The sequence below is a fragment of the Micromonospora sp. DT41 genome (assembly GCF_049841715.1).
Taxonomy (GTDB): domain Bacteria; phylum Actinomycetota; class Actinomycetes; order Mycobacteriales; family Micromonosporaceae; genus Micromonospora; species Micromonospora profundi.
In genome coordinates, this window is sequence record NZ_JBNCKU010000006.1 from 33,215 (window position 1) to 50,933 (window position 17,719).

At 71.9% G+C, this 17,719-nt stretch carries 18 protein-coding genes; 7 read left to right on the plus strand and 11 right to left on the minus strand.

Going from position 1 to position 17,719, the window contains the following annotated elements; all coding sequences use genetic code 11:
• The first annotated feature begins 68 nt into the window (after nt 1-68).
• On the plus strand, nt 69-1,271 hold the full coding sequence (locus tag ACLQ23_RS13040; protein WP_425735635.1) for a hypothetical protein: 1,203 nt from the start codon (nt 69-71) through the stop codon (nt 1,269-1,271).
• A gap of 358 nt (nt 1,272-1,629) precedes the next feature.
• Here the strand turns inward: ACLQ23_RS13040 and dxs are convergent, their stop codons facing one another.
• Together dxs and ACLQ23_RS13050 are read right to left on the minus strand one after the other, a co-directional pair.
• The gene (dxs, locus tag ACLQ23_RS13045; RefSeq protein WP_355597943.1) at nt 1,630-3,576 is read right to left on the minus strand and encodes a 1-deoxy-D-xylulose-5-phosphate synthase; all 1,947 of its coding nucleotides are present in this window, start codon (nt 3,574-3,576) and stop codon (nt 1,630-1,632) included.
• Nucleotides 3,577-3,658: 82 nt separating this feature from the next.
• Nucleotides 3,659-4,819 (minus strand): anhydro-N-acetylmuramic acid kinase, encoded by a 1,161-nt coding sequence (locus ACLQ23_RS13050; RefSeq protein ID WP_425735634.1) that lies wholly within the window; start codon nt 4,817-4,819, stop codon nt 3,659-3,661.
• 90 nt (nt 4,820-4,909) lie between these two features.
• On the opposite strand from ACLQ23_RS13050, the gene ACLQ23_RS13055 reads away from it, so the two are divergent.
• Nucleotides 4,910-5,380: a MarR family winged helix-turn-helix transcriptional regulator gene (locus ACLQ23_RS13055; RefSeq protein WP_355597939.1), complete on the plus strand. Its 471-nt coding sequence runs from the start codon at nt 4,910-4,912 to the stop codon at nt 5,378-5,380.
• A 248-nt stretch (nt 5,381-5,628) separates the two neighbouring features.
• Nucleotides 5,629-6,378, plus strand: coding sequence for an SDR family NAD(P)-dependent oxidoreductase (locus tag ACLQ23_RS13060; RefSeq protein WP_425735633.1), 750 nt, complete (start codon nt 5,629-5,631; stop codon nt 6,376-6,378).
• Between the two features lie 40 nt (nt 6,379-6,418).
• On the opposite strand, the gene ACLQ23_RS13065 is transcribed toward ACLQ23_RS13060, so the two are convergent.
• Together ACLQ23_RS13065 and ACLQ23_RS13070 are read right to left on the minus strand one after the other, a co-directional pair.
• Nucleotides 6,419-7,675, minus strand: a complete 1,257-nt coding sequence (locus ACLQ23_RS13065) for a class I SAM-dependent RNA methyltransferase (protein WP_425880696.1) — start codon at nt 7,673-7,675, stop codon at nt 6,419-6,421.
• On the minus strand, nt 7,668-9,737 hold the full coding sequence (locus ACLQ23_RS13070) for an APC family permease (protein WP_355597933.1): 2,070 nt from the start codon (nt 9,735-9,737) through the stop codon (nt 7,668-7,670). Before ACLQ23_RS13070 ends, ACLQ23_RS13065 begins: the two co-directional genes overlap by 8 nt.
• A gap of 181 nt (nt 9,738-9,918) precedes the next feature.
• Here ACLQ23_RS13070 and ACLQ23_RS13075 point away from each other — a divergent pair, with 181 nt between their 5' ends.
• Both ACLQ23_RS13075 and ACLQ23_RS13080 read left to right on the plus strand, forming a co-directional pair.
• The gene (locus tag ACLQ23_RS13075) at nt 9,919-10,584 is read left to right on the plus strand and encodes a potassium channel family protein (RefSeq protein ID WP_355597931.1); all 666 of its coding nucleotides are present in this window, start codon (nt 9,919-9,921) and stop codon (nt 10,582-10,584) included.
• Between the two features lie 3 nt (nt 10,585-10,587).
• Nucleotides 10,588-11,277 (plus strand): potassium channel family protein, encoded by a 690-nt coding sequence (locus ACLQ23_RS13080; RefSeq protein WP_355597929.1) that lies wholly within the window; start codon nt 10,588-10,590, stop codon nt 11,275-11,277.
• 28 nt (nt 11,278-11,305) lie between these two features.
• Here the strand turns inward: ACLQ23_RS13080 and ACLQ23_RS13085 are convergent, their stop codons facing one another.
• The 4 genes from ACLQ23_RS13085 to dut form a co-directional block, all read right to left on the minus strand.
• Entirely contained in the window at nt 11,306-11,989 is a 684-nt protein-coding gene (locus ACLQ23_RS13085; protein WP_355597927.1) for a DUF3159 domain-containing protein, read from the minus strand.
• A 25-nt stretch (nt 11,990-12,014) separates the two neighbouring features.
• Entirely contained in the window at nt 12,015-12,395 is a 381-nt protein-coding gene (locus tag ACLQ23_RS13090; RefSeq protein ID WP_355597925.1) for an OB-fold nucleic acid binding domain-containing protein, read from the minus strand.
• A 120-nt stretch (nt 12,396-12,515) separates the two neighbouring features.
• Nucleotides 12,516-13,178 carry a DUF3710 domain-containing protein gene (locus tag ACLQ23_RS13095; protein ID WP_425880697.1) on the minus strand — a complete coding sequence of 221 codons (663 nt, stop codon included), beginning with the start codon at nt 13,176-13,178 and terminating at the stop codon, nt 12,516-12,518.
• Between the two features lie 25 nt (nt 13,179-13,203).
• The gene (gene dut, locus ACLQ23_RS13100; protein ID WP_053657431.1) at nt 13,204-13,737 is read right to left on the minus strand and encodes a dUTP diphosphatase; all 534 of its coding nucleotides are present in this window, start codon (nt 13,735-13,737) and stop codon (nt 13,204-13,206) included.
• A gap of 89 nt (nt 13,738-13,826) precedes the next feature.
• Between dut and ACLQ23_RS13105 the strand changes: the two genes are divergently transcribed.
• The gene (locus ACLQ23_RS13105) at nt 13,827-14,354 is read left to right on the plus strand and encodes a DUF3093 domain-containing protein (RefSeq protein ID WP_053657433.1); all 528 of its coding nucleotides are present in this window, start codon (nt 13,827-13,829) and stop codon (nt 14,352-14,354) included.
• Between the two features lie 45 nt (nt 14,355-14,399).
• On the opposite strand, the gene ACLQ23_RS13110 is transcribed toward ACLQ23_RS13105, so the two are convergent.
• Together ACLQ23_RS13110 and ACLQ23_RS13115 are read right to left on the minus strand one after the other, a co-directional pair.
• The gene (locus tag ACLQ23_RS13110) at nt 14,400-15,194 is read right to left on the minus strand and encodes a hypothetical protein (RefSeq protein WP_400277719.1); all 795 of its coding nucleotides are present in this window, start codon (nt 15,192-15,194) and stop codon (nt 14,400-14,402) included.
• Nucleotides 15,195-15,313: 119 nt separating this feature from the next.
• A complete protein-coding gene (locus ACLQ23_RS13115) occupies nt 15,314-15,610 on the minus strand; it encodes a DUF4193 domain-containing protein (RefSeq protein WP_007075406.1) in 297 nt (98 codons plus the stop codon).
• 432 nt (nt 15,611-16,042) lie between these two features.
• Between ACLQ23_RS13115 and ACLQ23_RS13120 the strand changes: the two genes are divergently transcribed.
• Nucleotides 16,043-16,561, plus strand: a complete 519-nt coding sequence (locus ACLQ23_RS13120; RefSeq protein ID WP_197281584.1) for a LytR C-terminal domain-containing protein — start codon at nt 16,043-16,045, stop codon at nt 16,559-16,561.
• A 91-nt stretch (nt 16,562-16,652) separates the two neighbouring features.
• Here ACLQ23_RS13120 and ACLQ23_RS13125 read toward each other — a convergent pair whose 3' ends face one another.
• Nucleotides 16,653-17,474 (minus strand): inositol monophosphatase family protein, encoded by an 822-nt coding sequence (locus ACLQ23_RS13125; protein ID WP_425880698.1) that lies wholly within the window; start codon nt 17,472-17,474, stop codon nt 16,653-16,655.
• Between the last annotated feature and the right edge of the window lie 245 nt (nt 17,475-17,719).

Sequence of the window (17,719 nt, forward strand, 5' to 3'; positions counted from 1 at the left end):
TGCACCGGACATCTCGTACTATGGCGCTTTCCGTAAACGACGGCGAGGCGATCGGGGGCGGGTCTCAGGTGACTCCAGGCCGCCAGCACGGCACGACGCTCGCCGTCCTGCTGACAGCACTGTTGGCCGCCACCGCCTGCGGTCCGGTGGCCGACCGGGCACCGCGCGACCTGCGGGTGGGCTACGACAGCCTCGACGGCACGCTGAAGGTGTGGCCGCCACGGGGCGATCTGGCCGCTGACGCCGCGGCGACGACGGCGATCACCGACGCGGTCCGCGCCTGGCGCTCACCGATCGACGACCGGGCGCACCTGCCCTCGTCGGGCATCCTGTTCTCCGGCCGGGTCGACGACACGCCCATCGCGCTGGTGGCGGCCGACGTGCCCGGCGAGAGCGCGTCCTGGCTGCTGCAACTCACCGGCGACGGCGGCCGGTACGCGGTGACCCGGGCCACCGAGTACACCGACCCGGGCTACCTGGTCTACTCCGACGTGCTGCCGGTGCACACAGCCGACGGCCGGCGCTACCTGGTCTCCGCCCGGGTGCAGCAACTCCTCGGGCCGCAGGACCGGGCGCTGCCCCTCACCGACGGGCTCAGCGCCCCTGCCGACGTACCGGCCTGCACGGCCGTGGGGGTGACCGCGACGCTGCGGGCCACCGAATCGCTGCCGCGAGGGCGGGCCGCCGACCGGCTGCTCGACCTGGGCACCGGCACGACCGACCCGCGCTATCCCCTGGTACGCGACGAGTCCGGCGCCGGCCGGCGGGCGCTGACCGGCCTGGACACCTGTGTGCTGGCCGGTGAGCGGGGTCCTTTCGGCAGCATTCCGCGTCGGATCGGCGACCGGGACGCCCCTCGTGCGGTGCCGACGTCCTGGCCGATGGCGAAGCTCACGGTCCGTTCGCTCGGCGAGGTGGCCCTCGGCGGCGGCGAGCCCGCCGAGTTGCAGCAGCTCAGCTGGGACACCGACGCCGGCACGATGACCTCTGTCGTCTACCGGCCGGCGGACGGGAGCGCGCCGGTGGTCTCGCCTGCCGACCGGGCCACCCCGTTGCAGACGTACCACCTGCCGATGCCCGGCCAGCCGCTTGTGGTGCTCAGTTGGCGGGCCACCCGGGACAGCTCCCTCTCGGTACCGCCGGGAACTCCCCAACTCGTGGAGCGCCCCGGCCTGGTGGTCATCCCCGAGCCGACCCGCACCCAGACCTACAGCCTGGCAAACACCGACAAAACCCACTACCGCTCAGTAAGCCCCCGCCGCCCCCGCTAACCCCCGCCGCCCCCGCTAACCCCCGCCGCCCCACCCTCCCCCGCGCGCGCCCTGCCCTGCCCTGCCCTGCCCTGCCCGCGCGCGCCCGCGCCACCCCGTCCCACCCACCTCCTCGTCGATCATGGACTTGTGGTGGGCAATGACTGGCGATTCACCCCTTTTGCGGGGCACCACAACTCCATGATCGACGCGTGCGGGTGGCGCGGGGTCAGAGGCGCGGGGTCAGAGGCGCGGGGTCAGAGGCGCGAGGTCAGAGGCGCGGGGTCAGAGGCGCGGGGTCAGAGGCGCGGGGTCAGAGGCGCGAACGACGACGGCGGGCTCCCCTGCAGGGGAGCCCGCCGTCGTCGTTGTCGCGGATTTAGTTTTGGGCTGAGGTGCTGGTGGGGGTCAGGCGGTCCGGGGTGGCGTCCAGGCCGGAGATCCAGCCGGTGACGTTCCGGGCGACGTCCTGCGCGGTCAGGCCGAGGTCGGCGAGGATCTGCGCGCGGGTGCCGTGCGGGTGCCAGTCGGCCGGTACGCCCAGGTCCTTGAGCGGCACCCGGACGTCGGCGTCCCGCATCGCCTGGCCGAGGGCGTCGCCGACGCCACCGACCCGGACGCCGTCCTCGACGCTGACGACGAGCCGGTGGCCGGCGGCCAACTCGACCAGCTCGGCCGGCACCGGACGAACCCAGCGGGGGTCGACGACGGTGACCCCGTAGCCGTGCTCGGCGACCCGGGCGGCGACCTCCATGCCCAGCTGACCGAAGGAGCCCACAGCCACCAGCAGCACGTCGGTACGCGCCGACTCGGCCAGCACGTCGACAGGGCCGACCCGGCGTACGGCCGGCAGGTCCGCGGCCACCGTGCCGGTGGGGAAGCGCACGACTGTCGGGCCGTCGTCGACGGCCAGCGCCTCGCGCAGCTCCTCACGCAGCGTGGTGGCGTCGCGGGGAGCGGCGATCCGCAGCCCAGGCACCACACCGAAGACCGACATGTCCCAGATGCCGTAGTGGCTGGGGCCGTCCGGGCCGGTGATGCCGGCGCGGTCAAGCACGAATGTCACAGGCAGCTTGTGCATCGCCACGTCCAGCAGGACCTGGTCGAAGGCACGGTTGAGGAAGGTGGCGTAGACGGCGACCACCGGGTGCAGGCCGCCCAGCGCCAGCCCGGCCGCCGAGGTGGCGGCGTGCTGCTCGGCGATGCCCACGTCGTACACCCGCTCGGGGTATTTGCGGGCCAGCTTGGCGATGCCTGTGGGCTCGGCCATAGCGGCGGTGATGCCCACGACGTCCGGCCGCTCGTCGGCGACGGCAAGCAGCTCGTCGGCGAAGACATGCGTCCACTTCACCGCCGGGGCGGCCAGCAGCGCGCCGGTCTCCACGTCGAAGGCGCCGCCGGGGCCGTGCAGACAGTCGGCCTCGTCCTCCTCGGCGGGGCGGTAGCCGTAGCCCTTACGGGTGACCGCGTGCACGATCACCGGGCCGCCGAAGTTCTTCGCCGCGCGCAGCGCCGACTCGACCGCCGCCACGTCGTGCCCGTCCACCGGGCCGACGTACTTGATGCCGAGGTCCTCGAACATGGCCTGCGGGGCGACGGCGTCCTTGATGCCCTTCTTGACCGCGTGCAGCACCTCGTACATCGGCTTGCCGACGAGCGGGGTGGAGCCGAGGGCGTCCTTGACCGTGTCGAGGACCTTCTCGTAGCCCGGGTTGAGCCGCAGCGAGGAGAGGTGGTCGGCCAGGCCGCCGATCGTCGGCGAGTAGGACCGACCGTTGTCGTTGACGACGATGACAAGGGAGTTGCCGGCGGTGGCGATGTTGTTCAGCGCCTCCCAGCACATGCCGCCGGTGAGCGCGCCGTCGCCGACCACTGCCACGACGCTGCGCGCCTCGCCCCGCAGGGCGTACGCCTTGGCCAGACCGTCGGCGTAGGAGAGCGCTGTGGAGGCGTGCGAGTTCTCGATCAGGTCGTGCTCGCTCTCGGCCTGGCTGGGGTAGCCGGAGAGGCCACCGCGCTGGCGGAGCTTGTCGAAGCCGGACTGCCGCCCGGTGAGGATCTTGTGTACGTACGCCTGGTGGCCGGTGTCGAACAGCAGCCGATCACGGGGGGAGTCGAAGACGCGGTGCATGGCCAGCGTCAGCTCGACCACACCGAGGTTGGGCCCGACGTGGCCGCCGGTGCGGGAGACCTTGGCGATCAGAAAGTCCCGGATCTCGGCGGCGAGCACGTCCAGTTCCTCGCCCGACATCCGCTTGACGTCCTGCGGACCGCGAACCGTCCCCAGCAGCCGGCCGTGGTTGGCCGTGTCCTCTTCAACACTCATGACCGCAGAGTCTATCGGCCGGGCGGTACTTCGCAGCCCGGCCGGAGCCCGGCACACCCGCACCCTCCGGCCGAACCCCTGCTCAGAGCCGGATCCGCAGCCGGCGCGGCCTGTCGGTCGGTGCACCGCCGTGCGCCGGGCCGGCAGGTGTCCAGGAGCCCAGGACCGTGCCCCGGGTGGCGCCGGTCACGGACGGGATCGATCCGGGCAGGCCGTGCCAGGACAGCCAGCCGAGCAGCGCGAACGCGTACGCCTCCTTGGCCTGCGCGGGTACGCCCCACTCGTCGATGCCGCGCAGCGTCCACCGGCCGGCGCCCAGGGCGGCGAGCCGGCCCAGCAGGGTGGGGTTGCGCACACCGCCTCCTGCGGCGATGACCTCGACCACACGGTGCCTGTCGCACTCGGCGGCCACCACCCGCGCGGTCAGCTCGGTGAGCGTGGCCAGCAGGTCGTCCACGGGCACGGGTTCGCCGAGCGCGGCCAGGTGGCGGTCCAGGTAGCCGGCGTGGAACAGCTCCTTGCCCGTGGACTTGGGCGGTGGTGCCGCGTAGTACGGCTCGGCCAGCAGGTCGGCAAGCAGCCGCTCGTGCGCCCGGCCGGCCGCCGCCCGCGCGCCGTCGATGTCGCACGGCTGGTCCAGGAAGCGCCGGGCCGCCGCGTCCAGCAGAGCGTTGGCAGGGCCGACGTCGTACCCCAGGATCGGGGCTTCCGGCGCGACCACTGTGAGGTTGGCGATGCCGCCCAGGTTCAGGGCCGCACGCGGTCCGGCGGCGCCGTCGAGCAGCAGCGAGTCGAACGCCGGCACCAGCGGCGCGCCCTGGCCGCCGGCGGCGATGTCCGCCGAGCGCAGGTCACTGAGCACCGGTACGCCGACCCGGGCCGCCACCCGCGCCACCGCGCCGAGTTGCAGCGTGCCCCGGGCCACCCCGTCGGCGATCCAGTGGAACACCGTCTGGCCGGGCGAGACCACCGCGTCGGCCGTGCCACCGGCAAGTTCGAGGCCGACCGCCGCCGCATCGGCGAACACCTCGCCGAGGCGGTTGTCGAGCTGGCACACGGCCTCGATGGTGGTGGCCCCGGGCGGCAGCAGCGCGGCGATCTGGGCACGCAGGGCTTCGTCGTACTCCAGCTCGCGATGCCCCAACGGCCGCAGCCAGAGGGTGTCCCCCTCGGTGGTGAACTCCGCCGCCACCACGTCCACGCCGTCGTACGACGTCCCCGACATCAACCCGACGATCTTCACGGCGTCAGGCTAGCGGCGGTGCCGTGCCCTCGCGACGCCTCGTCCGCGCCGGAGCGAGGGCGGCCTACCGTCCTGCCGTAGCGTTGAGGGGTGACTGAGCCTGAACGGCTGAACGATCGTGAGCAGCGCGCCTGGTTCGGCTTCCTGGTCATGCAGGAGGACGTCCGGCGGCACATGAACCGCCAGTTGCTCCGCGACGCGGGGATCTCCCTCGCGGATTTCGCCGTTCTGAGCGGTCTGCGGCTTCACGGGGACGGACCGATGCGGGTCTTCGAGCTGCGGGAGGTCCTGCGGTGGGAGAAGACGCGCCTCACCCACCAGGTGTCCCGCATGATCCGCCGGGGCCTGCTGGAGCGCCGCAGCTCCGACGATGATGCTCGGGGGACCTACATCGCGCTCACCGGGGAAGGGCGCACGGTGATCGACCGGGCGACTCCCCTGCACCTGCGGTACGTGCGGGAGGTTTTCCTCGACGTGCTGAGCCCTCGGCAGCTCGACACCCTGGCCGTGATGTCCGAGGCGGTGTTGGACAACCTCAAGGACGACCCCTTCGAGGAGTGAGGGTCGACCCTCACTGAGGTGACTCATCACCCGAACCGTCTTCCTCGATTATTGAGGTATCACCACCTCACCGCCCTATTGACCCCAAGCCAGTGCGGGGAATCGGGTTTCTGATAGGAACAGCCATCCAACCTGGGTGATGTGTCACCCGCCACTAGAGGGTGACGAGTCACCCCCTGCTGGCTATCGTTGGCCCCACGGCCGCTGGCCGCGTCGAGCGGTCCGGTTCCCAGCGAAAGGAACTCATCATGGGACGAGTAGCAGGAAAGACGGCAGTGGTAACCGGCGGAGCGATGGGAATGGGCGCGGCCACCGTACGGCGGCTCGTCGGCGAGGGCGCCAACGTGGTCATCGCCGACGTGAACGTCGCGGAGGCCGAGGCCCTTGCCGCCGAACTCGGGCCGACGGCAGTGGTCGAGAAGCTCGATGTCCGCTCCCCGCAGCAGTGGACCGACCTCGTTCAACGGACGGAGGAGCGGTTCGGCAGCGTCGACATCCTCGTCAACAACGCAGGCATCGTCGATCCCGCCCCCCTGGAGCAGTGGGACGTGGCGCAGCTACAGCGCGTGCTGGACGTGAATCTCATCGGCGTCTTCAACGGCATCCAGGCCGTGACCCCGGCGATGAAGCGGGCCGGCGGCGGCTCGATCGTCAACATGGGCTCCGTGGCCGCCTTAATCGGAATCATCCAGATGGCCGGGTACGTCGCGTCCAAGTGGGCTGTACGCGGTCTCACGAAGAACGCCGCCCTGGAGTTGGGCGCGTACGGGATCCGGGTGAACGCGGTTCACCCGGGTCAGATCAACACCCCGATGACGAAGGGAGTCACCTTCGAGACCAGCAGTGTCGCGCTGGGGCGTGTCGGGGAACCCGACGACGTCGCCCGTACGGTGCTCTTTCTCGCCAGCGACGACGCGCAGTTTGTCACCGGCAGCGACCTGGTCGCCGACGGCGGGCAGATCGCCGGCCAGGCCGACTACCCGGGCGTACCCCGGTAGGCAGCGGAGTCGACCCACCCCGAACGTCGGGAGTGATGATCTACGGCCCGGGGACCAGCAGCCCGACCAGCTCGACGTGCTGGGTCATCGGGAACAGGTCGAATCCGCGCAGCTCCGCCAACCGCCAGCCCAACCCGGCGAAGGTACGCACGTCCCTGGCGAACGCCGCCGGGTCGCAGGCCACGTACGCGATCGCGCGCGGGCCGGCGGCGGCCAGGGCGCGGACCACCGGGGCGCCGGCCCCGGCGCGCGGCGGGTCGAGCACCACCACGTCGACCGGGCCGGTGATCCGCCGGCGGGCCAGCGCGGTCTCCACCCGGGCCGACACGACCTCGACGCGGGGCAGGTCGGCCAGGTTACGTCGGGCGGCGGAGACGCCCTGCGGCGCCGCCTCCACCACTGTCACCCGGCCGCCGGCACCGACCTTTGCGGCCAGTCCGGCGGCGAACAGTCCGGCCCCGCCGTACAGGTCCCAGGCCACCTCGCCCGGACGCGGGTCGAGCAGCTCCAGCACGGCCGTGGACAGCGTGTCGGCCGCCGCCGGGTGCACCTGCCAGAAGGCGGACGCGGGCAGCGTCCACTCCCGGTCGGCCGCCACCTCACGGACCACTGCCGGCCCGCTCACCTGCATGGAGATCCCGTCGCGGACCTCCACGACTGTCACGTCCCCGCCGGTGCTGGCCACGGTCTCCACCGCGTCGGCGGCAGGCCAGGACGCGCCGGTCGGGGTGAGCACCGGCAGCTCCTGGATCGCCGGGTGCGCGATCAGGCATCTGTCGATCGGCACCACCTCGTGCGAGCGGTGCTTGAGCAGGCCGGCCCGGTCGGCGGCGTCCACCGCGTAGCGGACCCGCGAGCGCCAGCCCAGCAGCCCGCCGGGCAGCGCCTCGACCCGTACGCCGAGCTCGTCGAGTTCGGCGTCGGTGAGCCCGCCGAGGCGTGTCAACTGCTCGCGCACCACAGCTGTCTTCCAGGCAAGCTGCGCCTCCGGGGCGACGTGTTGCAGGTCGCAGCCACCGCAGGCGCCCGGCTTCGCGTACGGGCAGGGCGGCTCGACCCGGTCCGGCGAGGCGTCCAGCACTGTCACCGCGTCGGCCCGGACGAACCCCTTGTGCACCTCGGTGACCTCGGCGATCACCCGCTCACCGGGCAGCGCGTGCCGGACGAATACCACCTGCCCGTCCACCCGGGCCACGCAGTGCCCGCCGGGAGCGACCGCGTCGACGGTCAGCTCGACCCGATCCGCCTCGGCAATGCCGCTCTCGGACTCCGCAGTTGCCGCTGTCGACTCAGTCACGGCTGTTACCGACCGTTCCGCTGTCCACCGGACCGCCCTCGGCGGACGACGCGGACATGACGTCCGGCGGCACGGTGCCCCGCGGCCCACGCGCCGGGGTACGGGACAGCGTGGCGTCCAGCCGGTCCAGGTTCTTGCTCGCCGTCGACGCGAGCTGCCACGGCACGCTCACCACCATCACCCCCGGTTCGAAGAGCAGCCGGCCCTTGAGGCGCAACGCGCTCTGGTTGTGCAGAAGGTTCTCCCACCAGCGCCCCACGACGTACTCGGGGATGAAGACGGTGACCACGTCGCGGGGTGACTTGCGGCGGGTGGAGGCGACGAAGTCGAGGATCGGACGGGTGATCTCCCGGTACGGCGAGTCGACAACTGTGAGCGGGATGGCCATCTCCCGCCGTTCCCAGTCGGCCTGAAGATCGCGGGTGTCCTTCTCGTCCACGTTCACGGTCACGGCGGTCAGTGTGTCCGGCCGGGTGGCGCGCGCGTAGGCGATGGCCCGCAGTGTCGGCTGATGCAACTTGCTGACCAGCACGATCGCGTGGTTTCGGGCGGGCAGCACGGCCCGGCCCTCGTCGGGCGGGGTCAGCTCGACGGCGACCCGGTCGTAGTGCCTGCGGATGGCCAGCATCAACAGGTAGATCACCGCCATCGCGGCGATCGCGATCCAGGCGCCGAGCAGGAACTTGGTCACCAGCACGATCACCAGCACCGCGCCGGTCAGGCCCATGCCGAACGTGTTGATCGCCCGCGAGCGGTGGATCCGGCGACGCGCCTCCGGGTCCCGCTCGGTGCGCAGGTGCCGGTTCCAGTGCCGGATCATGCCGGCCTGGGAGACGGTGAACGAGACGAAGACGCCGACGATGTAGAGCTGGATGAGTCGGGTCACCTCGGCCTGGAAGCCGACGATCAGCACGATCGCGAAGAGTGCGAGGAAGACGATGCCGTTGGAGAACGCCAGCCGGTCGCCCCGCGTGTGGAACTGCCGGGGCAGGTAGCGGTCCTGGGCGAGGATCGAGCCGAGCACCGGGAAGCCGTTGAACGCGGTGTTCGCGGCCAGGAACAGGATCAGGGCGGTCACCCCGGCCACCACGTAGAGCAGGATCGACCCGGAGCCGAACACCGTCTCGCCGAGCTGGGTGGTGACGGTCTTCTGCACGTAGCCCTCGGGGCCGGAGACGATCTGGAGCGCCGGATCCTCGACGAACTGGAGGTGGGTCAGCCGGGCCAGCCAGATGATCCCGACCAGCATGCTCACCGAGATGGTGCCGAGCAGCAGCAGGGTGGTGGCGGCGTTACGGCTCTTCGGCGCCTTGAACGCCGGCACCCCGTTGGAGATCGCCTCGACGCCGGTGAGCGCTGCCGCGCCCGAGCTGAACGTCCGCAGCAGCAGGAAGACGAGCGCGAAACCGGTCACGCTGTGCTCGGCCTGGATCACCAGGTCGGCGCTCGGCGCGCGCAGGTCGTCACCCAGCACGAACACACGGACCAGCCCGGTGAGCAGCATCCCGAGCATCACGATCACGAAGCCGTAGGTGGGAATGGCGAACGCGGTGCCCGACTCGCGCAGACCGCGCAGGTTCACCGCGCTCAGCAGCACCACCGCCAACACCGCGATCATCACCTTGTGGGTGGCCACGAACGGCACCACCGAGCCGAGGTTCGCCACCCCGGACGAGACCGACACCGCCACGGTGAGCACGTAGTCGACGAGCAGGGCGCTTGCCACGCCGACGCCGAACTTCGGGCCCAGGTTGACGGTGGCCACCTCGTAGTCGCCGCCACCGGACGGGTAGGCGTACACGTTCTGCCGGTAGCTGGCCACCACTGTCAGCATGACCACTACCACCGCGAGCGCGATCCACGGCGAGAAGACGTACGCGGAGGCTCCCGCGATGGAGAGGGTCAGCAGGATCTCGTCGGGTGCGTACGCGACGCTGGACAGCGCGTCGGAGGCGAACACGGGTAGCGCGATGCGCTTCGGCAGGAGGGTGTGCTGCAGGCGGTCGGACCGGAACGGTCGACCGAGGAGCAGCCGCTTCAGCAGCGAGGTGGGACTGGCCACGAACGCCAAGGGTACGACCACCATGGCGATCACGCGGGGGTGGGCGATCACGGCGGTCCGGCGAGACGGGGTACGGTCGGTCCCCGCTGCCGACCGGTACGTGGCAGGCTCGCAGTCGAAGGCCGCCGTCCATGCGTACGGAAGGGCCAGCGGCAGCGGTACGCACCTTGGGAGGGACAGCGTGCACGTCGTGATCATGGGATGTGGCCGGGTCGGTTCGACCCTCGCCCACAGCCTGGAGTCCCGAGGGCACTCGGTGGCGGTGATCGACCAGGACGCCGACGCCTTCCGTCGGCTCGGCCCCGACTTCGGCGGCATCACCGTGACCGGCGCGGGCTTCGACGGCGACGTGCTGCGGCAGGCCGGCATCGAGCGGGCGGACGCCTTCGCGGCGGTCTCCAGCGGCGACAACTCCAACATCATCTCGGCGCGGCTGGCCCGGGAGACGTTCGGGGTGTCCCGGGTCGCGGCACGGATCTACGACCAGCGTCGGGCGCAGGTCTACGAGCGGCTGGGCATTCCCACAGTGGCGACAGTGCGCTGGACCGCCGACCGGATGCTGCGGCACCTGGTGCCGGAGGGCAACGTGGAGATCTTCCGCGACCCCACGAGCACCGTGTCGATCGTCGAGGTGCCTGTGCACAAGGACTGGATCGGCCGTCCGGTGCGCAAGCTGGAGGAGGCGTCCGGAGCGCGGGTGGCCTACCTGATCCGCTTCGGCATCGGCACGCTGCCCACCGCCTCCACCGTCATACAGGAGGGCGACCAGGCGTTCATGCTGGTCAGCGACGACATTGTGGGGTCGGTCACGTCGGTGGCGGCGGCGCCGCCGGAAGGGGGGCACTGAGCCATGCGGATCGCCATCGCGGGCGCCGGCAACGTGGGCCGCTCGATCGCCCAGGAACTGATCGACAACGGCCACCAGGTGATGCTGATCGAGCGGCAGCCCCGGATGCTGCGCCCGGACCGGGTGGCGGACGCCGAGTGGGTGCTGGCCGACGCCTGCGAGCTTGCCAGCCTGGAGGAGGCCAACCTCGCCGGCTGTGACGTGGTGGTCGCCGCCACCGGCGACGACAAGGCAAACCTTGTGGTGTCGCTGCTGGCCAAGACCGAGTTCGCGGTGCCCCGCGTGGTCGCCCGGGTCAACCGGGCCGAGAACGAGTGGCTCTTCACCGAGCAGTGGGGCGTGGACGTCGCGGTGAGCAAGCCCCGGGTCATGGCCGCGCTTGTCGAGGAAGCCGTCACCGTCGGCGACCTTGTGCGGCTGATGACGTTCCGTCAGGGCGAGGCGAACCTCGTCGAGATCACCCTGCCGCCCACCGCTCCGTACGTCGGCCGGCCCATCCACGCCGTGCCGCTGCCTCGCGACACCGCGCTGGTGGCGATCCTGCGGGGCAAGCGGGTCCTGGTGCCCAGCCCGGACGACCCCATCGAGGCCGGCGACGAGCTGATCTTCGTCTGCACCGCCGAGGTGGAGGACGACGTCCGCGCGGTGATCCTCGGCCCGGACAGCGTCGAACGGACCCGCGGCTCGCGCTGAGCCGCCCCGGACGGACGGCCGGGCGCGCTCAGGCGCCGGGCAGCGGGGACGGCTCCGGCACCCGGGTGACCCGGCGCACCGTCCAGACCGTGATGAGCAGCAGCAGCACGTACGGCGGGTAGCCCAGCGCCAACCGGGCCACGCCCAGCGCCGTGTCCTGGTGGGCCAGGTAGAGCCCTGCCTGCACACCCACCTTGGCCAGCCAGACCACGCCCCAGAGCACTGTCAGCTGGGTGAAGGTGCGCACCAGTTTCGGGTCGTCTCGCCACTCGGAGCGGCCCTTGGCCACGAGCACCGACCAGATCCAGCCGACCAGCGGCTGCCGGATGGCCGCCGAGATCAGCAGGGCGACGCCGTAGCCGATGCCGTAGAGGATGCCGGGGAGGTAGAAATCCCGCTCGTTGCCGGTCCGCCAGGCGATGGCGGCACCGATGCCGACGCCGAACAGGCCGTTGACGGCGTGTCGGATCGGCCTGCGCTGGGCCAGTCGCAGCCCGGCGATCAGCACCGCGACGGCCACCGACGCGATCACGGCGGGCCGCAGCTCACCGATGATGTTGGCGACGACGAAGACCACCACCGGGATGCTGGACTCGACGAGCCCCCGCCAGCCGCCGAGCTGGTCGGCCATCTGCTCCGCCACCGTTGGCAGCGGCGCGTCGTCCTCAGGCCCCGTCTCCGGCTGTGCCGCCCGGTGCTGTCCCGTCGTCATTGCCGGCCTTCCGTCCGCAGCGCCGTCACTTCGGCGAGTCCAGCTCGTAGTAGGGGTTGTAGATGACCTTGCGGTCGTCGCGCATCGCCACCCGGCCGCGCGCCGTCAGGTGTCGCCCCGGCTCGATCCCGGCGATGTGCCGCCGACCCAGCCAGACCAGCGTGACGACGTCGCTGCCGTCGTACAGGTCGGCCTCGAGGGTGGGCAGGTTGGTGCGCGGCGTGTAGACCACCGTGCGCAGCCGCCCGGCCACCGAGACCACCTGGCCACGGGAGCACTGCTGGGCCAGGACACCGCCGCACTCGGCGCTCTCCTGACGTAGCTCCTGCGCGTCGATCTCGGCCTCGCTCGCGGTGAGCCGTTGCAGGATGCGCCGCAGCGACACCCGGCTCTCGTCGGTCATCATGACCTCCGCGTCACCCTCTCCACGCTCACCGGCCCGCAGTGGGCACCGCCCCGGCGACGCCGGAACCGTTCCGCCAGCGTACGCCGACGGGGCCGGTTCCGGCGGATCGGTGCGCGGCGGTCAGGCCTGGCGCGACTCGGACGCGGCGGACGCCTCCTCGGCCTGGTCGGCGACCTCCCGGGGCAGCCGCAGCGGCAGCGGCTCACGGACCGGCTTCGCCTCCTGCCCCCTGTCGACCACCAGGCCGTCCAGGCACTCGGCGAGCGGCCCGGCGCTGGCCGGGTCGACGGCCACCGGCCCCTGGAAGACGCCCCGGACCATCCAGCGCGGCCCGTCGACGCCGACGAACCGCAGGTGGGTGGGGCCGTCCGGGGTGGTCACCTGGGCGTGCAGCTCCGGGCCGTACTCGCCGTCGACCTCCGCGGCGGTGGCGCCGTCGCGCAGCAGCGACTGCCGGATCTCCTCGCGTACCTCGTCCCAGATCCCCTCCGAGCGGGGGGCGGCGAAGACGCCGAGTTGCAGCGCGTTGTCGCCGTGGACCAGCACCACCTGCTGGATCACGCCCTGCGGGTCGGCCTGCACCCGCACCTCGACCTCGGCGACCGCCGGGATGTGCAGGCTGCCCAGGTCGAGCCGCTGCACCTCGTCGTCGACCTCGGAGATGTCGTACGGCCCGCGCACAAGCGCCGGCGTCGACCCACCGGTGCCCTCGTCGAGGACCTCGGTGCTCCGCTCGTCACGGGTGTGCCTCCCGGCACCGGCCCGCTTTCGGGAGAAGATCACTGCGCCCACCCTCCGCTGTTCGCACTCACCCTGCCACCTCTTCCGTCCGCCCGCGGCCCAGCTCGTCCCGCTGCGCGACCCGATCCTGCCCGGTCGGCGCCGGTACGAGCCCGGCGTGTCCGCCGGTCGAGCCGTGCCCACCGGTCCCCCGCTGGGATCCGGGCAGCTCGGCCACCGGTTCGAACCGCGCCCGGGCGACCTGCTGGACCACGAGCTGCGCGATCCGGTCACCGCGGGAGATCTTCGCCGGCGTCTCCCGATCATGGTTGATCAGGTTGACCAGGATCTCACCCCGGTAGCCGGCGTCGACCGTACCGGGCGCGTTGAGCACCGTCACGCCGAGCCTGGCCGCCAGGCCGGACCGGGGGTGGACCAGGCCCACGTACCCCGGCGGCAGGGCGATGGCCACGCCGGTGGGCACCAGGGCGCGGCCGCCGGGCGGCAACTCCACGTCCGCGGCGGCCACCAGGTCGGCACCGGCGTCGCCGGGATGGGCGTACGCGGGCAGCGGCAGCTCCGCATCGAGCAGCCGCACGGGCACGGGTACGACGTCGGTCACGAGACCCTCTTCCGTCCGATTGTCGGGGTGACCCTGCCATCCTGCCGGTTACCCGGGCCGCCGTGCGCCGTACCCTCGCAGGAGTGAGCATGTCGCCCTCCCCGAGTGCCGGTCGGCCATCGGCCGCGGCCCGTCCGGCGTACGCCGAACGGCTGGATCTGCCCTGGTGGCTGTGGCTGGCCGGGTTGCTTGCCGCGGCCCTGCTTGCCGTCGAGATCTGGATGGGTGGCTCCGGCGTACGCGCCTGGATGCCGTTCGCGGTGCTGCTGCCGGTCACGGCGGCCGGGCTGTGGTGGCTGGGCCGGATCCGCGTCGCGGTCACCGACTCCGAGCTGCGGGTGGACGACGCCCGGCTGCCGGTGCGCTTCGTCGCCGACGTCATTCCGCTTGACGCCGAAGGCCGCCGTGAGGTGCTCGGTGTGGGCGCGGACCCGCTCGCCTTCGTGGTGCAGCGGCCGTGGATCAGCGGCGCCGTGCAGGTGGTGCTCAACGACCCGGCCGACCCGACGCCGTTCTGGGTGGTCAGCAGCAGACGCCCGGTGGAGCTTGCCGAGGCGCTGTTGGCGGCCCGGGACGCCCGGGTGCCAGCCGACCGTCGGGCCGGCGAGCAGGGCTGACCCCGCCGGCCGGCGCGCGCGTCGTCCCGAGGCGTACAGCCGGCTTCAGGTGCCCGTCGGCGGGCCGGGCAGGGCCGATGGTGGCGCTGGCCGGGCGATGCCGCGTCGGCGCAGGTCAGCCTGGAGCTGCTCGGCCATCTGTCGGGTTGCCCGCCGGTTGAGGAAACTGGCCACCGCAGCACCGGTGAGGAACGGCCCGAGCGTGGTGAGGTTACGCCCGAAGCGCCGCAGCAGCGTGTCCCGCAGCTCCTTGCGGGCGGCCGTGCCGAGCACCGCGCCCACCCCGACACCGGGCACCATCGGGTTGACCCCGCGCTGGGTGGACCACGAGTGCACCAGGGCGACAGTCCGCTGACTGCCGCTCTCGGCCAGCGGCACGCCGTAGACCTCGTGCAACTCGCCGACCAGCTTCAGCTCCACCGCCACCACGGCGACCGTCTCGGCGGCGAGCAGCACCGGCGCGGAGAGCAGGGTCGGCGCGACAGTCCACTCGACGGCGGCTACTCCCCCGCCGGCCGCGCCGACCCCGGCGGTCGTCCGGGCCGCGTTGCGGATCAGGCGGTCGGCCAGGGCGGCGTCGTCCAGGCCGGGGAAGTGCCGGCGCAGGGTGGCCAGGTCCCGCACTTGGATGTGCGGGGCGATCTCGGTAACCGTGTCGACCATCCATCGGATGGCCGCACGGGGCTTGAACAGGTCGGCGATGCCCCGGCTGCGGGCCTGCCCGACCATCCGGGTGAGAAGTTGACGTCGCCGGGCCGGCTCGATGTCGTCGGCGGTCAGTGCCGCGACGGTGGCGCCGAGTTCGTCCGCGCCGCCGGTGGTGTCGGCTTGATCGCTCATCGCTCGGGCCTCCCGCTGCTGTGGCATCCGCTACGAGTCAAGCAGGTACCCACGGGAGTCGCATGCCTACACCGGTAGCGGCGGCCCCGTTCAGGAGGCCGCCGCCGGTGTCCTGCGTGTCAGACGCACTCGCGGCAGATCAGCTCGCCGTTCCGCTCGACCGCCAGCTGGCTGCGGTGGTGGACCAGGAAGCAGCGGGCGCACCTGAACTCGTCCTGCTGCATCGGTAGCACCTTGACAGTGAGCTCCTCGTCGGCCAGATCGGCACCGGGCAGCTCAAAACTCTCGGCGACCTCGGCCTCGTCGACGTCCACTGCGCCCGACTGTGAGTCGACGCGCCGGGCCTTGAGCTCTTCCAGGCTGTCCTCGCCGAGGTCGACCTCGTCGCGACGCGGGGCGTCGTAGTCGGTGGCCATCGGTTTCACTCTCCCATATCGATGTTGTCGCTTCCGGTTGTAACGCCGGACGACGCTGTTTCGGTTCCGCTGGCCAGCCACCACTTGTGTCGGGCTCCCGACCCGCAGACCGCACGGATCGAGTTGCCGGGGCAACACCCCTGCGAGCGCGGAACCTTACCCCCCCTTAGGCGAGGCATGTATACCGCCCTTGTGGCTGAGATGTACGCCCCCGCACGCCAAGTTGTTCCCAATGTGATTCAGGCGACACGAAGATAGGGGTAGTAGTACCCGGTTCGCGGTCGCCGCGCCGGTATGTCGGGCTGTTTCCACGCGACGGCCGGACAACCGTTAACCTCAGCGGCGTATTCGACGGCCGGCGGTCAGTGCGATCGATGACGGCCGCCGTCACCCACCTGAGGTCCGGGGAGCCCCCAGATGAGCTTTGCGCGAGTGCGAGCACTCGTCGTCGTCGGTCTGCTGGCGGTCCTGGCCCTGACCTTCGTGGTCGTCGCGGTCGTCCGCGACAGCCAGAGTGGTGTGGGCGCGGCCAAGGGCTGCCCGGACGGCTGGCCGCTGGCCGACGTCACGCTGCACGAGCCCAAGGACGTCAAGATCAATGTGTTGAACGCGACCGACGAGCCGGGCCGGGCCGGCACCGTGGCCGACGACTTCCGCAATCGCAAGTTCCAGGTCCAGAAGGTCGGCAACGCGCCGAAGGGCATCGACGACGTGGCAGTGCTCCAGTACGGCCCCAAGGGCGTCGGCTCGGCGCACCTGCTGCGCGCGTACTTCCTCGACAACGCCGAGTCCAAGTACGACGAGAAGCGCACCGACGACGTCGTCGACGTCGTGCTCGGCAACGGCTTCCAGCAGCTCGCCACCACCACCGAGGTGAACCAGTCCCTCGGTGACCTGGGCGCTCCGGTGGCGCCTCCGGGATCCTGCCCGGCCCCCGCCGCCGACAAATGACCCGACCGACCGGTCGCGTGACCGGGCGATCGGCGGGTCGCGTGACCCGGTGACGGGCCGTCGGCCGGCTCCGTCACGGTGGGCGGGCCGGTCAGGGGCCGCCTGCGGCGTCCAGGTCGGCCAGCCGGTCGTGCAGCGGCGTGAAGAGCGCGGGCGGGGCCGCGATCACCAGGTCGGGGCCGGCCGGGCTGCCCGCCAGCCCGGCGACCCGCACGCCGGCCTCCGCGGCCACCAGCCCGCCGGCGGCCAGGTCCCAGGGCGACAGACCCTTCTCGAAGTACGCGTCAAGCCGCCCCTCCGCCACCAGGCAGAGGTCCAGCGCGGCGGCGCCCATGCGGCGGATGTCGCGCACGTGCCGGATCAGCCCGGCCACCACCGATGCCTGGTGCTCCCGCCGACCGGCGTCGTAGCCGAAGCCGGTGCCGAGCAGCGCCTGCCCCAGATCCGTCTCGCCGGAACAGCGAAGCCGGACACCGTCGCGCCAGGCGCCGCCCCCGGCCGTGGCGGTCCACTCCTCGCCGGTGCTCACGTTGCGCACCACGCCGGCGACCACCACACCGTCGACCTCGGCGGCCAGCGACACCGCGCTGTACGGCAACCCGTAAAGATAGTTGACGGTTCCGTCGATCGGATCGATGATCCACCGCACGCCGCCCGGCTCGCCCGGCCCGGTGTCCTGCGTGCCGTACTCCTCACCCAGGACGGCGTCGCCCGGCCGCAACCGCCGCAGCGCGTCGAGCACCTGCCGCTCGACCGCCCGGTCCGCCGCGGTGACCACGTCGGTGACCGTGCTCTTGGTCGCCGCGACCGAAACGCCCTCGGCCCGCATCCGGTGCGCGGTGGCCGCGGCGTCCCGTGCCACATCGAGCGCGATGGCCAGCAGTTCCCGCGCTGGCGGTGCCGATCGGTGCATCCCAAGGCCCCCCTTCCCGTACGACCGGGGTGTTCCGGGCCGTGCGCGAGTATCATCCTTACAAAGTCCACATCTGCGCCGAATCGGCGGTCCCGCCGCCGTTACGCAGTGCGGCGCAGGATGATCGCCGCAGACGGCGTTACAATTCACCCCTGCCCACGCGCCACGGACCACCGACCACCGGCCGGCCCGGGACACGGGGGTCCCTCAACCACATCGTCCGGCCCGGTTGACCCACACTGTGT

Excerpts from the sequence above, each read along its gene's own strand:
- dxs (WP_355597943.1), bottom strand. The coding sequence starts at position 3,576 with ATGAGTGTTGAAGAGGACACGGCCAACCACGGCCGGCTGCTGGGGACG.
- ACLQ23_RS13060 (WP_425735633.1), top strand. The coding sequence starts at position 5,629 with ATGGGACGAGTAGCAGGAAAGACGGCAGTGGTAACCGGCGGAGCGATG.
- ACLQ23_RS13080 (WP_355597929.1), top strand. The coding sequence starts at position 10,588 with ATGCGGATCGCCATCGCGGGCGCCGGCAACGTGGGCCGCTCGATCGCC.
- ACLQ23_RS13085 (WP_355597927.1), bottom strand. The coding sequence starts at position 11,989 with ATGACGACGGGACAGCACCGGGCGGCACAGCCGGAGACGGGGCCTGAG.
- ACLQ23_RS13090 (WP_355597925.1), bottom strand. The coding sequence starts at position 12,395 with ATGATGACCGACGAGAGCCGGGTGTCGCTGCGGCGCATCCTGCAACGG.
- ACLQ23_RS13105 (WP_053657433.1), top strand. The coding sequence starts at position 13,827 with ATGTCGCCCTCCCCGAGTGCCGGTCGGCCATCGGCCGCGGCCCGTCCG.
- ACLQ23_RS13110 (WP_400277719.1), bottom strand. The coding sequence starts at position 15,194 with ATGAGCGATCAAGCCGACACCACCGGCGGCGCGGACGAACTCGGCGCC.
- ACLQ23_RS13115 (WP_007075406.1), bottom strand. The coding sequence starts at position 15,610 with ATGGCCACCGACTACGACGCCCCGCGTCGCGACGAGGTCGACCTCGGC.
- ACLQ23_RS13125 (WP_425880698.1), bottom strand. The coding sequence starts at position 17,474 with ATGCACCGATCGGCACCGCCAGCGCGGGAACTGCTGGCCATCGCGCTC.